The sequence below is a fragment of the Bradyrhizobium sp. SZCCHNR2028 genome, assembly GCF_032380995.1.
In the GTDB taxonomy this organism is placed as follows: Bacteria; Pseudomonadota; Alphaproteobacteria; order Rhizobiales; family Xanthobacteraceae; genus Bradyrhizobium.
This window is the reverse complement of sequence record NZ_JAUHJF010000007.1, coordinates 304800-319939: the sequence shown is the minus strand read 5'-3', so window position 1 is coordinate 319939 and position 15140 is coordinate 304800. Positions and strand designations below refer to the sequence as shown.

The 15140-nt window shown below is 66.0% G+C and carries 12 protein-coding genes and 1 pseudogene; 3 read left to right on the top strand and 10 right to left on the bottom strand.

All coding sequences use genetic code 11. The annotated features are described in order from the left end of the window. Positions 1 to 42: 42 nt before the first annotated feature. From QX121_RS14925 to QX121_RS14890, 8 genes and pseudogenes are all read right to left on the bottom strand, one after another. On the bottom strand, positions 43 to 960 hold the full coding sequence (locus QX121_RS14925) for an SDR family NAD(P)-dependent oxidoreductase (RefSeq protein ID WP_315739162.1): 918 nt from the start codon (positions 958 to 960) through the stop codon (positions 43 to 45). Positions 961 to 1096: 136 nt separating this feature from the next. Continuing rightward, complete coding sequence (locus QX121_RS14920) at positions 1097 to 1573, bottom strand: MaoC family dehydratase (protein WP_315739161.1); 477 nt, start codon at positions 1571 to 1573, stop codon at positions 1097 to 1099. Between the two features lie 6 nt (positions 1574 to 1579). Continuing rightward, positions 1580 to 3310, bottom strand: coding sequence for an AMP-binding protein (locus QX121_RS14915; protein WP_315812318.1), 1731 nt, complete (start codon positions 3308 to 3310; stop codon positions 1580 to 1582). Further along, positions 3310 to 4218, bottom strand: a pseudogene (gene mmsB, locus QX121_RS14910) (3-hydroxyisobutyrate dehydrogenase); the annotation flags it as partial. The gene QX121_RS14915 and the pseudogene mmsB, both read right to left, overlap by 1 nt. Before the next feature lie 10 nt (positions 4219 to 4228). Next, on the bottom strand, positions 4229 to 5305 hold the full coding sequence (locus QX121_RS14905; protein WP_315770921.1) for an enoyl-CoA hydratase/isomerase family protein: 1077 nt from the start codon (positions 5303 to 5305) through the stop codon (positions 4229 to 4231). After that, on the bottom strand, positions 5302 to 6447 hold the full coding sequence (locus tag QX121_RS14900) for an isobutyryl-CoA dehydrogenase (protein WP_315776854.1): 1146 nt from the start codon (positions 6445 to 6447) through the stop codon (positions 5302 to 5304). The genes QX121_RS14905 and QX121_RS14900 overlap by 4 nt, the downstream gene beginning before the upstream one ends. A 170-nt stretch (positions 6448 to 6617) precedes the next feature. Continuing rightward, a complete protein-coding gene (locus tag QX121_RS14895) occupies positions 6618 to 8114 on the bottom strand; it encodes a CoA-acylating methylmalonate-semialdehyde dehydrogenase (protein ID WP_315739156.1) in 1497 nt (498 codons plus the stop codon). Between the two features lie 182 nt (positions 8115 to 8296). Beyond that, positions 8297 to 8953, bottom strand: coding sequence for a TetR/AcrR family transcriptional regulator (locus QX121_RS14890; RefSeq protein WP_315739155.1), 657 nt, complete (start codon positions 8951 to 8953; stop codon positions 8297 to 8299). A gap of 155 nt (positions 8954 to 9108) precedes the next feature. Between QX121_RS14890 and QX121_RS14885 the strand changes: the two genes are divergently transcribed. The 3 genes from QX121_RS14885 (at position 9109) to QX121_RS14875 (ending at position 12574) form a co-directional block, all read left to right on the top strand. Further along, the gene (locus QX121_RS14885) at positions 9109 to 9879 is read left to right on the top strand and encodes an enoyl-CoA hydratase (protein ID WP_315739154.1); all 771 of its coding nucleotides are present in this window, start codon (positions 9109 to 9111) and stop codon (positions 9877 to 9879) included. 137 nt (positions 9880 to 10016) lie between these two features. Further along, positions 10017 to 11204, top strand: a complete 1188-nt coding sequence (locus QX121_RS14880) for an acetyl-CoA C-acyltransferase (protein ID WP_315812316.1) — start codon at positions 10017 to 10019, stop codon at positions 11202 to 11204. Between the two features lie 86 nt (positions 11205 to 11290). Beyond that, on the top strand, positions 11291 to 12574 hold the full coding sequence (locus QX121_RS14875) for an MFS transporter (RefSeq protein WP_315812315.1): 1284 nt from the start codon (positions 11291 to 11293) through the stop codon (positions 12572 to 12574). Positions 12575 to 12584: 10 nt separating this feature from the next. On the opposite strand, the gene QX121_RS14870 is transcribed toward QX121_RS14875, so the two are convergent. Together QX121_RS14870 and QX121_RS14865 are read right to left on the bottom strand one after the other, a co-directional pair. Then, positions 12585 to 14144, bottom strand: coding sequence for an acyl-CoA carboxylase subunit beta (locus QX121_RS14870; RefSeq protein WP_315739151.1), 1560 nt, complete (start codon positions 14142 to 14144; stop codon positions 12585 to 12587). Further along, positions 14074 to 15060 carry an IclR family transcriptional regulator gene (locus QX121_RS14865; protein WP_315739150.1) on the bottom strand — a complete coding sequence of 329 codons (987 nt, stop codon included), beginning with the start codon at positions 15058 to 15060 and terminating at the stop codon, positions 14074 to 14076. The genes QX121_RS14870 and QX121_RS14865 overlap by 71 nt, the downstream gene beginning before the upstream one ends. Positions 15061 to 15140: the final 80 nt, after the last annotated feature.

The following is a 15140-nucleotide window of genomic DNA, read 5'->3' as shown; positions in this document are numbered from 1 at the left end:
AAGCCCGGCCATGACGGCGGAGTTCGACCCGGGCATCGTGTCTTACAGCTTGATCCCCAGCCGCGCGGCGGCCTGACCGACATATTTCTGCGTCTGCTCGAATGCGCCCTGCAGCGCCCTCGCCTTCGACATGTCGCTGATCTCGGCAAAATGCGCGGCGATCGCGTCCGGCGTCCATTCCTCCGGCGGCAGGTTGATGCCCTCGCTCTCCAGGATCCTGATCACCGCGAAGGAGCCAGCACCCGCGCCCATGATGGTCCGGGTCGGCGCGTCCTCGCTCAGCAGATACTCCACCGCGGGCGTGATCGATTCCGGCTTCATCAGCTGCAGCGCCTGCGGTGGCAGCAGTTCCTCCGTCATGCGCGTCGCCGCCGTCGGCGAGATGATGTTGACGCGGATGTTGGTCTTGCGGCCCTCCTCCGCCAGCACGTTCATCAGGCCGACCATGCCGGTCTTGGCCGCGCCGTAGTTGGCCTGGCCGAAATTGCCGAACAGGCCGGACGACGACGTCGTCAGCACGATGCGGCCGTAGTTGCGCTCGCGCATGCCGTTCCACACCGCCTTGCAGCAGTAGAAGCTGCCGACCAGATGCACGTCGAGCACCTTGGCGAAATCCGCCACCTCCATCTTGCCGAACGACTTGTCGCGCAGGATGCCGGCATTGGCGCACATGATGTCGACGCTGCCCCACTCCTTCGTGGCGCGCTCGACCATCGCAGTGACCTGCTCGAAATTCGAGACGTCGGCGCCGTCGGCGATCGCGGTGCCGCCGGCTTTGCGGATCTCCTCGACCACCGTCTCCGCCGCAGTCATCGAGCCGCCGGTGCCGTCGCGCGCGCCACCGAAATCATTGACCACGACCTTGGCGCCGCGGCTCGCCAATCCCAGCGCATGCGCGCGTCCGAGACCATTGCCTGCGCCGGTGACGATGGCGACGCGTCCGTCAAATCTGATTGCCATGTTGCTGTGTCCTAGGTTCTAGGCTCGTCATGCCCGGGCTTGACCCGGGCATCCATCCACTTCGAAAAACTCTCAGTTTTGTTGGATCGCCGGGTCAAGCCCGGCGATGACGAGGGGTGGGTTGGGACGAAGAGAGTTAGCTGAGATAGATCAGTCCGATCCAGTCGGCGACCAGCGCGGGTTTGTCCTCGCCTTCGATCTCGACCGTGACATTGGTGCGCGACTGCAATTCCTTGGGCTTGCGCAGCGTGGCTTCCGCCAGCACGAAGCGGCCGCGCACGCGTTTTCCCGATTTCACCGGCGAGATGAAGCGCAGCTTGTCGAAGCCGTAATTGACGCCCATCGCCGTGCCCTCGATCGCCGGCATCACCTCGTAGGACATCACCGACAGCAGCGACATCGTCAGAAAACCGTGCGCGATCGTGGTGCCGAACGGCGTCGCCTTGGCTTTCTCCGGATCGACATGGATGAACTGATGATCCTCGATCACATCGGCATAGGTGTCTATGCGCTGTTGATCGAGCACGTGCCACGATGACACGCCGATCTCCTGGCCCACCATGGCCTGATAGGCTGCGAGCGAAATCGGCGGCTTCTTCCAGATCTGGTTCATGCGTTCCTACACCTCGTGCCCGGACGGCCTGGTCTTCAGCTCCGGGAAATCCTCTTCCTTGAACTCCGTGCCGCGCAGATGATCCGTGCGGTCGTCCTCATGCTCCAGCCGGCGCAGCTGCACGCGGCGGATCTTTCCGGAGATCGTCTTCGGCAGCTCGCTCACGAGCTCGAGCCGGCGGATGCGCTTGAACGGCGCCAGCCGCGCCTGAAGATGCACGAAGATCGACAGCGCCGTGGCGCGCGAGCGCTCCGCGCCGGCCGTCAGCAACACATAGGCTTTCGGGATGGCGAGACGGATGAGATCCGGAGACGGCACAACGGCAGCCTCGGCGACGGCCTCATGCTCCAGCAGCACGCTTTCCAGCTCGAACGGCGAGATGCGGTAGTCGGACGATTTGAACACGTCGTCGGAGCGCCCGACGAAGGTGAGATAGCCGTCGCCGTCCTGGAACACGACGTCACCCGTGCGGTAGCGCGTGCCATCGGCGCCGGACAGCTTACCGTCGTCGCCCTGATAGCCCTGCATCAGGCCGGCCGGACGCTCGCCGGTGAGCGCCAGCGTGATCTCGCCTTCACTGGCGAGATTGCCGTCGATGTCGGCGACCTCGACGCGATAGCCCGGCAGCGGCCGGCCCATCGAGCCGATCTTCAGTTTCTGGCCCGGGGAGTTGCCGACGATGGCCGCGGTTTCGGTCTGGCCATAGCCGTCGCGAATCGTCAGCCCCCAGGCGGCTCGCACCTGATCGATCACCTCCGGATTGAGCGGCTCGCCGGCGCCGCAGGCCTCGCGCAACGAGACCTTGAAGTCGGCGAGATGCTCCTGGATGAACAGCCGCCACACCGTGGGTGGCGCGCACAGCGTCGTGACGCCGCAGCGTTTGATGATCGCGAGCAGCCCCTTGGCGTCGAAGCGCGGCTGATTGACCACGAATACCGTGGCGCCGGCATTCCAGGGCGAGAAGAAGCAGCTCCAGGCATGCTTGGCCCAGCCCGGCGAGGAGATGTTGAGGTGCACGTCGCCCGGCTGCAGGCCGAGCCAGTACATGGTCGAGAGATGGCCGACCGGATAGCTGCGGTGGCTGTGCCGCACCAGCTTCGGCTTGGCCGTGGTGCCCGAGGTGAAATACAGCAGCATCGGATCATCCGGCTGCGTCGGCCCATCCGGCGTGAACGCCTCGGCCGCGTCAGCCGCCTGCTCGAACGGCAGCCAGCCGGCGGGCGTGGCCGCCGCGCCGACGACGATCCGGACGAGATCATCGGCGCCGAGATCGGCGAACTTCGCAACCTGATCCTGCGCGGCGACCACGGCCTTGGCGCGGCCGCGCTCCAGACGATCGCGCAACTCGTCGGTGGTCAGCAGCGTCGTCGCGGGGATCACGACGACGCCGAGCTTCATCGCCGCCAACATCGTCTCCCACAGCGGCACGACATTGCCGAGCAGCAGCAGCAGATGGTCCCCACGCTTCAGCCCCTGCGCGCGCAGGAAGTTCGCGACCTGGTTGGAGCGGTGCGACAGCGCCGCGAAGGACAGCTTGGTCTGGCGGTCCTGCGCGGCATCGAAGATCCATAGCGCCGTCCGCTCGCGACTCTCCGGATGAGATGCGAGTTCGGCATCGAACCAGTCGAGCGCCCAGTTGAACGGGACGGGATCGGGCCAGCGAAAACCCTTCACGGCCGCATCGTAGTCGGTGCGATGCGCCAGCAGAAACGCGCGTGCGTCCTTGAATGTCGTCATCAGATGGTCCCGGCGAGCTTACGGACGTGCTGAATGATCCCTGAAAAGTCGACACCGCCATGGCCGGCGGCCTCGAATGCCTTATAGATCTCCTGCGCGTGCTGCCCGAGCGGCGTCGCCGCGCCGGCCGTCTTGGCGGCGTCCTGCGACAGCGTGAGGTCCTTCAGCATCAGCGCCGTCGCAAAACCGGGCTTGTAGTCGTTGTTGGCGGGCGAGGCCGGCACCGGGCCCGGCACTGGGCAATAGGATGTCAGCGACCAGCACTGCCCTGACGAGGTCGAGGCGACGTCGAACAGCGCCTGATGCGACAGGCCGAGCTTTTCGCCGAGCGCAAAGGCCTCGCTCACCGCGATCATCGAAATGCCGAGGATCATGTTGTTGCAGATCTTGGCCGCCTGCCCCGCGCCGGCGCCGCCGCAATGGACGATCTTCTTGCCCATCTTCTCCAGGATCGGCTTCGCCGTGGCGAAGGCGCTTTCCTCGCCGCCGCACATGAAGGTGAGCGTTGCGGCCTTGGCGCCGCCGGTGCCCCCGGACACCGGCGCGTCCACGGCGGCGATGCCGTGCTTCGCGGCCAGCGCATGCGCGGCGCGCGCGCTCTCGACGTCGATGGTCGAGGAATCGATGATCAGCGCGCCCTTCGTCATTGCCGGCACGACCTCGGTCCAGACTGCCAGCACATGCTTGCCGGCCGGCAGCATGGTGACGACGGCATCGGCGCTTTTGGCCGCGGCGACGGCGCTGTCGGCGATTTCGGCGCCATCGGCCTTGGCCTGGGCGCGCGAGGTCTCGACCAGATCGAACGCGACCACCTTGTGGCCGGCCTTGACCAGGTTGGCGGCCATTGGTCCGCCCATGTTGCCGAGGCCGATGAATGCGATCGTTGCCATGGTTCGTTCTCTCCCCTCGACCTGATTGTTATTTGCTCTGCGGAAAGGTCAGCTCGTCGGCGCCAATCTCGGCAAGATATGGCGCCAGCATGTCCGGTGTCACCAGATCGACATCAGGCGGCGACCATCTGGGATCGCGGTCCTTGTCGATGATCGCCGCGCGCACGCCCTCGCGGAAATCGTCGCTGCGGAACACTTCGAGCGCCGCACGATACTCACGCACCAAGCATTCCTCCAGGGACGCCGCACCGCGTGCCAGTCGCAGCAGCTTGAGCGTCACGACCATGCCGCGCGGCGACTTCTCCTTCAGCGTCTTCAGCGTCGCCAACGCGAGCTCCGAGCCGTCCGCTCTCAGCGCGGTAAAGATGTCGTGCATGCTGTCATGGGCGAACCACGCGTCGATCTTCGCCTGCTGCGCCGCCACCGGGCCGGCCGTCTCCGACGTCGCGAAGCCGGCGATCAGCCGGTCGATCTCGATCGACAGCGTGCCCGGCCTGACTTTGGTCAGGACCTCGCGCAGCGCCGGCCATTTCTCGGTCGGCACCACGGCATCGGCAAAGCGCGCATGGATCGCATCGGGCCCGTTCATGGTCTGCCCGGTCAGGCCGAAATAGGCGCCGAGTTCGCCAGGCGCGCGCGACAAGAGCCAGGTGCCGCCGACGTCGGGAAAGAAGCCGAGGCCGACTTCCGGCATCGCGAGCTTGGTCTTCTCGGTCACGATGCGGTGACGGCCATGCGCCGATAGTCCGACGCCGCCGCCCATCACCAGCCCGTCCATGTAGGCGACATAGGGTTTTGGGAACGCCCCGATGCGCGCGTTCATGATGTATTCCTGGCGCCAGAACACCTTGCCGAGATCGCCGTTCGTCTTCGAGCTCTCATAGAGCCCGCGGATGTCGCCGCCCGCGCAAAGTCCACGCTCGCCCGCGCCTTCGAGCACGACAATTGCGACGGCCGGATCGCCCTCGAACTGATCCAGCGCGGCATCGATGCCCATCGACATCTCCAGCGTCATCGCGTTGATCGCCTTCGGCCGATTCAGCCGGATGATGCCGGCCGAGCCTTCGCGGCGGATGATCAGGTCGCCTTCGATGACCTCGCTCATCGCGCCGCCTCGATCAGCTTGCGCGACACGATCAGGCGCATGATCTCGTTGGTGCCTTCGAGAATCTGATGCACGCGCAGATCGCGGACGATCTTCTCGATGCCGTATTCGCTCAAATAGCCGTAGCCGCCGTGCAGCTGCAGCGCCTGGTTGGCGACCTCGAAGCCGACATCGGTCCCGAAGCGCTTGGCCATGGCGCACAGCATGGTCGCGTCAGCATCCTTGCGGTCGAGCGCAGCCGCCGCGCGCCAGACGAAGGTGCGCGCCGCCTCCAGCTCGATCGCCATGTCGGCGATGCGAAACTGCAGCGCCTGGAATTCGTCGAGCCGCTTACCGAACGCCTTGCGCTCTTTCGTATAGGCCAGCGTCTTGTCGAGCGCCGCCTGCGCGCCGCCGAGCGAGCAGGCGGCGATGTTGAGACGGCCGCCGTCGAGCCCTGCCATCGCGATCTTGAACCCAATGCCCTCCTCACCCAGCCGGTTGGCCACCGGCACCCGCGCATTCTCGAAGATCACGGCCCGGGTCGGCTGCGCATTCCAGCCCATCTTGCGCTCATTGGCGCCGAACGACACGCCGGGGGCATTGGCGTCGATCACCAGCGTGGAGATGCCGCCGGGACCATCGGCGCCGGTTCGCACCATCGCGACGAGGATGTCGGTGGCGCCGGCACCGGAGATGAACTGCTTCTGCCCGTTGAGCACGTAGTCGTCGCCGTCGCGCACCGCGCGGGTGCGCAGCGCCGCCGCATCGGAGCCCGCGCCCGGCTCGGTCAGGCAGTAGCTCGCGATCAGGTCCATGGCGCAGAGCTTCGGCAGGTAAGCCTGGCGCTGGGCCTCGGTACCGAAGGTGTCGATCATCCACGAGGCCATGTTGTGGATCGAGATGAAGGCTGACACCGTGGGGCAGCCCGTCGCCAGCGCCTCGAAGATCAGCGCCGCATCGAGCCGGCTGAGACCCGAGCCGCCGACATCGTCGCGGATGTAGATGCCGCCCATGCCGAGGCCCGCCGCCTCCCGCATCACATCGACGGGAAAATGCTTCTCCTCGTCCCAGCGCAGCGCATGCGGGGCAATCTTCTCGGCCGCGAAGGCGCGCGCCATGTCGCGCACCGCGATCTGATCCTCGTCGAGAGCGAACTGCATCCGTTCTCCGCGTTTCCTGGTCTTGTTTGTTGGTCTTTGCGCTTTCCTCATGCGCCGTCATTGCGAGGAGCCGAAGGCGACGAAGCAATCCAGACTGCCTCTGCAGAAAGATCCTGGATTGCTTCGCTTCGCTCGCAATGACGAAGGAGAGAGTCCGAACGGACCCGACCTCACTTCATCAGCGGGATCGAGAACTCCGCGCCTTCCTTGACACCGGACGGCCAGCGCGAGGTGACGGTCTTGGTCTTGGTGTAGAAGCGGATCGAATCCGGACCGTGCTGGTTGAGGTCGCCGAAGCCGGACTTCTTCCAGCCGCCGAAGGTGTAGTAGGCGATCGGCACCGGGATCGGCACGTTGATGCCGACCATGCCGACATTGACCTTGGCCGCGAAGTCGCGCGCCGCGTCGCCATCGCGGGTGAAGATCGCGACGCCGTTGCCGTAATCATGCTCCGACGGCAGCGCCAGCGCCTCGGCGTAGTCCTTGGCGCGCACGACCGACAGCACCGGGCCGAAGATCTCCTCCTTGTAGATCCGCATGTCCTTGGTGACGTTGTCGAACAGACACCCGCCCATGTAGAAGCCGTTCTCGTAGCCCTGCATCTTGAAGCCGCGGCCGTCGACGGCGAGCGTCGCGCCTTCCTTGAGGCCAATATCGACATAATTCTTGACGCGCTCGACCGCCTCGCGGGTCACCAGCGGACCGAAATCGGCCGAGGGATCGACCGAGGTGCCGATCTTCAGGCTTTCAACGCGCGGGATCAGCTTCTCCATCAGCCGGTCGGCCGTGGTCTTGCCGACGGGCACGGCGACCGAGACCGCCATGCAGCGCTCGCCGGCCGAGCCGTAGCCGGCGCCGATCAGCGCATCGACCGCCTGGTCGAGATCGGCGTCCGGCATGATGATGGCGTGGTTCTTGGCGCCGCCGAAGCACTGGCAGCGCTTGGCGTGCGCAGCCGCGCGCTCATAGATGTACTGCGCGATCGGCGACGAGCCGACGAAGCCGATCGCCATGATGTCCGGATCCTCGAGGATGGCGTCGACCGCCTCCTTGTCGCCGTTGACGACGTTGAGGATGCCCGCCGGCAGCCCGGCCTCGATCATCAGCTCGGCGAGCTTCATCGGCACGCCCGGATCGCGCTCCGAGGGCTTGAGGATGAAGGCATTGCCGCAGGCGATGGCAGGGGCAAACTTCCACATCGGAATCATCGCCGGGAAATTGAACGGCGTGATGCCGGCAACGACACCGAGCGGCTGGCGCATCGAATAGATGTCGATGCCGGGGCCGGCTCCCTCAGTGTACTCGCCCTTCATCAGGTGCGGAATGCCGCAGGCGAACTCCGCGACCTCCAGGCCGCGCTGGATATCGCCCTTGGCGTCGGGGACGGTCTTACCATGCTCCCGCGCAAGCAGATCGGCGAGCTGGTCATAGTCGCGCTGGACGAGTTCGACGAACTTCATCATCACGCGGGCGCGGCGCTGCGGATTGGTCGCGGCCCAGGCCGGTTGCGCCGCCTTTGCGTTCTCGACAGCGGCACGGAGCTCGGCGCGAGAGGCCAGCGCGACCTTGGCCTGAACGTCGCCGGTCATGGGCTCGAAGACGTCGGCCGTCCGTCCAGACGTGCCCTTGACCTCTTTGCCGCCAATGAAATGACCGATCGAACGCATGGGGTATCCTCCGCAGGGGTAAGCAGTGCCAATTTGGCCGGCATCTTGCAGTCTTTGCGGCGTTTGGGAAGGGTCTAAGCGCTGCCCGGCGCTGCGAAAATGCCGCCCCTTCGCTCGGCCGGCACGATCACGGCAGACCCTGCAGCGTGGCGCGCTGCGTCCACCATCCGAGCCGCGACGGATCAGCGCTTCGCGGCTGCCGCCTTCTTCACGGGCCTTTTCGCGGGCGCCCGCGCAGGGGCCCTCCCCGCCGGCCCGCCGCCGCTGGCAACAGCCAGCGCCACCTCGCGCCCGGAGCTCAGGATTTCGTCTGACAATTCGCCGCTGCCCATGAGCCGCGCCATCACGAGCGTCCCCATCAGCGTCGCGAGCATCGCCGAAGCCCGCCTTCGCGCAGTCTTGGCCGGCACGTCGCTGATGTACTCGGCGAACAGGGCGATCAGCTCTTCCAGCTTCGCAGCAAAGGCCTTGCGGGTCTTTGCGCTCTCGCGGGCGATTTCCGCTCCAAGCGCAGGAACCGCGCAGCCGTGACCGACATCGTCGCGATGAGCCGCGGACAGATAGCCGTCGACGATGGCCGCGAGTCGCTTCTGCGGCGGCAGTTGGTCCAGCAGCTTGCGCCAATGCTCAATCGAACGGTCGATCGCATAACCGAACGCCTCCACGACCAGCGCCTCGCGCGAATCGAAATGCGCATAGAAGCCGCCATGAGTCAGCCCGGCCTCCTTCATCAGGTCGGCAACCCCGACACCGTGAGCACCACGCTCGCGCAGCCGCACCGATGCCTTGCGCACGATCCGCGCGTGGGTTTCCGCCTTGTGTTCCGGAGAGTAACGCATTGCCGTCCCATTGAATGTCTGCGGTCATACAATAACAGTTCTGCGTCCTGCTGACTGCAGCTATTTGATGAATTCGAGTTGATCTAAATCAACTTCGCTGGCCTGATTTATTCCCGGCACACTCTCCCTTGCCCAGGAACCCGACGAGGACAACCATGGACATGCTCAATTCCCACTGCGGCGTGAGTCGTGACGGCCGCGGCGTGGTCCGGCTGACGATCTGCAATGCCGGTCCGCTCAATATTCTCGGTTCGGCGGCGATTCTCGACATAGAAGCCGGCCTGCAATCGCTCGCCGCCGAAGCCGGCATTCGCGTTCTCGTTTTGGCCGGCGAAAGCGGGAAGAGCATGATCGGCGGCGCCGACATCAAGGAGATGGCGACGCTCGATCAGGCTTCAGCGGAAACGTTCATCTCGCGACTTGCCGGGCTCTGCGATGCGGTGCGAAATTTTCCTGCACCCGTGATTGCGCGGATGCCAGGGTGGTGTCTGGGTGGCGGATTGGAGGTCGCAACGGCCTGCGATATCCGTGTCGCGGCACATGATGCCAAGTTCGGCATGCCCGAGGTTCGTGTCGGCATCCCCTCGGTCATTCATGCCGCGCTGCTGCCGCGTCTCATCGGCTGGGGCCGCACGCGCTGGCTGCTGATGACGGCCGAGACGATCGACGCGCCGACGGCGCTCGCCTGGGGCCTTGTCGATGCCGTCGCCGCCGAGGGAGAACTCGACATCGCGGTCGAGAAGGCCGTGGCATCCCTTCTCGCCTGCGGTCCCGAAGCGCTGCGGACTCAGAAAGCTCTGCTGCGGCAATGGGAGGAGCTGCCGCTGAAGGAGTCCGTCGAGATATCGATCGGCGCCTTCGGACGGTCGTTCCTGACCGACGAGCCGAAACGGCTGATGCAGCAGTTCATCGACCGCAAGCGATAGCAAGTTTCTCCAAGTCTCGTCTCGCTGATCCCGGCAGTGTCGCGCCAGCTTCACGACAAGTTCAGCGCGATTGCCGGGGTTTCCTTTTTCGCGATGTCATTATATGATGATTATCATCTTTTTTAAGGGAGCCTGTCATGGCCTCGTCCGATCCCGTCGTGATCCTGTCCGCTGCCCGCACTCCACTCGGCCGCTTCATGGGCGAGTTGTCGCCGCTGAGTGCGCACAAGCTCGGTGCGCACGTGATCAAATCCGCGCTCGAACGCGCCGCCGTTTCGCCTGATGCGGTCACGGAGGTTGTCATGGGCAACGTGCTTCCTGCAGGTCAGGGCCAGGCTCCGGCGCGGCAGGCGGCACGGGGCGCCGGCCTGCCCGATGCCACGGGCGCCACCACCATCAACAAGGTCTGCGGCTCTGGAATGAAGGCCACGATGCTGGCGCACGATATCATCCAGGCCGGTTCTGCCGACCTCGTCGTGTCCGGTGGCATGGAAAGCATGAGCAATGCGCCGTATCTGCTGACCAAGGCGCGCGGCGGCTATCGTGCCGGGCACGATCGGATCCTCGATCACATGATGCTGGACGGCCTGGAGGACGCCTATGAGACCGGACGCTCGATGGGCGATTTTGGCGAGGCGACGGCCGAGGCCTATCAGTTCACCCGCGCCGACCAGGATGCCTACGCCGTCGAGACGCTGACGCGTGCGCGCAGGGCGGTCGAGAGCGGCGCGTTCAAGGCCGAGATCGCGCCGATCACGCTCGTCGAGAAATCCGGCGCACGTCTGGTCGTCAATGACGAGCATCCGCTCAAGGTCGATCCGGCGAAGATCCCGGCGCTGAAGCCGGCGTTCCGCAAGGACGGCACTATCACGCCCGCGGCGTCCTCTGCGAACGCGGATGGTGCCGCAGCGCTCGTACTCGCCAAGCGCTCGCGTGCGGACCGTGACGGGCTGCCCATCATCGCGGAGATCAAGGGCCACGCCACGCACAGCCAGGAGCCGCAATGGTTCACGACCGCGCCGATTCCGGCGATCAGGAAGCTGCTCGACAAGGTCGGCTGGCGGGTGGAGGATGTCGACCTGTTCGAGATCAACGAGGCGTTTGCGATCGTCGCGATGGCCGCGCAGCGCGACCTTGGCATTGCGCGTGACCAGCTGAACGTCAACGGCGGCGCCTGCGCGCTGGGCCATCCCATCGGCGCCACCGGCGCGCGGCTGATCGTGACGCTGCTGCATGCGATGCAGGCCCGCGGACTAAAGCGCGGCGTGGCGTCGCTATGCATCGGCGGCGGCGAGGCGACTGCGATCGCCGTAGAGCGACCTTGATGTCCTGAAACGAGGGAACTTAGCCATTTATGTCGTTGAGGCGTCCTGGCAGAATGGCGCGAAATCCCCATCGAACTGAGAAGCACATGATCTCGAACCGGCTCGCGGCAGCACTCGAACGGCGCAATATCCATTATGGCTGGATCATGGTGGCCGTAACGTTCTTCACGGCCCTCGTATCGGCCGGCACGGTGGGAGCACCCGGCGTGTTCATCGTGCCGCTCCAGCAGGAGTTCGGCTGGAGCACCGCGGAGATCTCCTCGGCACTGTCGATCCGCTTCGTGCTGTTCGGGCTGATGGCCCCCTTCGCCGCCGCCCTGCTCAACCGCTACGGTCTGCGCAACATCACGCTTTTGGCCCAGTTGATCGTCGTGACCGCGCTGCTTTCGTCGTTGGCGATGACCCACGTCTGGCACCTCGTGCTGCTGTGGGGCGTCGTGATCGGCATCGGCACCGGCATGACCGCGCTGGTGCTGGGCGCCACCATCGCGACGCGCTGGTTCGTCGCGCGCCGCGGCCTCGTCGTCGGCATCCTCACCGCCAGCGTCGCCACCGGACAGCTGGTGTTCCTGCCGCTGCTCGCCAGCCTCACCGAGCGGCTCGGCTGGCGCGTCGCGCTCGGGCTCATCTGCGTCATGCTCGGCGTTTCCGCCACCGCCGTGCTGCTGCTGATGCGCGATCGCCCGAGTGATCTCGGCCTGCGTCCCTTCGGCGACAAGGGCACCGACCGGATCGCCGCACCCGCGCCCGTCACCACACCGATCCTCGCCGCCGCGCTCGGCACCCTCCGCGATGCGGCGCGCGCACCGGTGTTCTGGATGCTGTTCGCGACCTTCTTCATCTGTGGCGCCTCGACCAACGGCCTCGTCCAGGTCCATCTGATCCCGATGTGCCTCGACTTCGGCATTCCGCAGGTGCAGGCGGCGAGCCTGCTCGCCGCGATGGGCATGTTCGACTTCGTCGGCACGATCGTCTCGGGATGGCTGTCGGACCGGTACGACAATCGCTGGCTGTTGTTCTGGTACTACGGCTTGCGCGGGCTCTCGCTGCTGTTCCTTCCGTTCACCGACTTCTCGTTCTACGGCCTGTCGCTGTTCGCGATGTTCTACGGCCTCGACTGGATCGCCACCGTGCCGCCGACGGTGCGGCTGACCGCGCAGCGGTTTGGGGCCGAGCGGGCCAATCTGGTGTTCGGCTGGGTGTTCGCCGGACATCAGCTCGGCGCCGGCACCGCCGCGTTCGGCGCCGGCCTGTCGCGCACTCTGTTGCAGAGCTACCTGCCGGCGTTCTTCACGGCGGGCGCACTGTGCATCGTCGCCGCGCTCCTGGCGCTGGCGATCGCGCGGCAGGCGAAGCCCGCCGCGGCTTAACATCAGCCGCTCACGGCCGAGTCGTCATCGCCGTGGGCGGCCCGGGCGTGCGCAGCGGCTCGGCAAGGCGCGCGAACTCGCACAGCAGCGCGCGCGTCTTGCGCGGGTCGATGATCTCCTCGACCCAGAACTTCTCGGCCGAGCGGAACGGCGAGCGCAGCTTGTTCAGCCGATCCTCGATCTCCTTGAGCTTGGCTTTCGGGTCGGGCGCGGCGTCGATCTCGGCGCGATAGGCCGCCTCGATGCCGCCTTCGAGCGGCAGCGAGCCCCAATAGGCCGACGGCCAGGCGTAGCGGATCGAGAACCGGTCGGCTGGCTGATGCACGACACCGGCGACGCCGAAATTGTTGCGCACGATCACCGTGCACCACGGCACCGTCGACTGATTGACGGCGGCCATCGCGCGCACGCCATGGCGGATGGTTGCCGCCTTCTCCGCCTCGAGCCCGACCATGAAGCCGGGGCAATCCATCAGGTAGACGATCGGCAGATGGAAGGTCTCGGCGAAATCGACCCAGCGGATCACCTTCTGGCAGGCATCCGCGGTCCACGAGCCGCCATAATGATAGGGATCGCTCGCCAGCACCATCACCGCGCGGCCTTCGAGACGCGCGAGGCCGATGATGATCGGACGGCCATAGTTCTGCGTCACCTCGAAGAACGAGCCGTTGTCGACGACGGACTCGATGATCGGCCGCATCTTGTAGACGCGCCGGCGATCCCGCGGCACCGCGCTGATGAGCTGCTCGTCGACGCGCTGCGGGTCATCGGTGCAGGGCAAGGTCGGCGGCAGCTCGTAGACCGACGATGGCAGGTAGGACAGGAAGCGCCGCGCGCAGGCGAACGCCTCCGCCTCGGTGTCCACCGCATGATCGACGCCGCCGGCGCGGGTCTGGATGTCGGCACCACCGAGCTCCATCTTGCCGAGGTCCTGCCCCAGCCGCTTCACGACCGGCGGGCCGGCGACGAACATCGCCGACTGCTTGGTCATCACCGAGTAGTGGCTCGCCGCGAGCCGCGCCGCGCCTAGCCCTGCGACCGAGCCGAGGCCGAGCGCGACCACGGGCACCAGCGACATGTTCTCGGTCGTGTAGCGGTACCAGCGATTGCCGCCGATGCCGCCAGGCAGGTTGGCCGCGCCCTTGGTCTCGATCGTCTTGACCGAGCCGCCGCCGCCGGAGCCCTCGATGATGCGGATGATGGGCAGACGGAAGTCGTGCGCCATCTCCTCCGCCATCAGCGGCTTGGCGGCGATCGATGCGTCGGCCGAGCCGCCGCGCACGGTGAAGTCATCCCCGACCACGACGACGGTGCGGCCGTCGATGCGGCCGCGCCCGAACACGCAATTGGCGGGCGTCACATGCGTGAGCTCGCCCTGCTCGTCATACTCGCCGATCCCTGAGACCGCGCCGATCTCGTGGAAGCTGCCGGGATCGACGACGCCGTCGATGCGCTCGCGAACGGTGAGGCGGCCCTGGTCGTGCTGACGCTTGACCTTGTCAGGCCCGCCCATCTCCCGCGCGAAGGCCTCGCGCCGGGCCAGTTCCTCGAGCTCCGGCTGCCAACTCATTCGTTCCCCCTGCCCCGGTGATGGTCTTGTTCTTATGGTTGGTCTTCGCGTTCACCTGGAGCGGCTTTCTGTCCATCCGGCTGTTGAAGACGTCGGCTTCCGCGCCCTGCAGCAGCGCGGCGATGCTGCGGCCGAGCTCGCGCATCGGCTGGGCGACCTCGTCGTGCAGCCGCTGCTCGTCGTACATCGCCGACAACAGGCCGATCGTGAGCACGACATAAGTCTGGTATTGCGGCGACCACAGCGGCAGCGCGACGCCATTGATGTGCGGACTCCACAGGCCGCAGGCTACGACGTAGCCATGCTCCTTGAGAAACTGTCTGTTGTGCTCGAGGCGTGGCCGCAGCAGCTTGGCCGCGTCCGGCATCTCGCGCTCCATCTCGGCCAGCAAGGCGTCGCCGACCTCCGGCTCGAGCGCGGCGACATAGGCATGACCGGCCGCGGTCGAGGCCATCGAGATGCGGCTGCCCGTGGTCTCATGCAGGCCGAGCGCATTCGCGGCGCGGCCGAACTCGAGATAGACGAGGTGGAAGCGGTCGGGAATGACGAAGCCGACGGTGCCGGGCAACTGCTCGGCGACGTCCTGCAGCCGCTGCCGGATCAGATTGCGCAACTGCAAGCCTCTGGTCATCGACGTGCTCATCGCCACGGCGCTCGGGCCGATGCGGTATTTCTGATCGCGCGGCAGGTAGACCAGCTGGCCCATGCGCGTCAGCGTGTGCGTCAGCCGCGACACCGTCGACCGCGGCAGGCCGCAGCGGTTGGAGATTTCGAGATTGCCGAGCCGCGCCTCGTGCCCCTCGAAACAGCGAAGCACGTCGAACGCCCGCGACACCACCTGAATGACCTCGCCCTCGCCGGCAAGATCTCCGGGCAGCATGCTGCTCCTGCTCAATCGCTCAGACCGTCGTCCCATGCGTTTCCCACCAATTCCGTCATGCGGAATGATATTCCGCTTATTGAACAAGCTAACCCAGCCGTTTTGCCGTCACAACA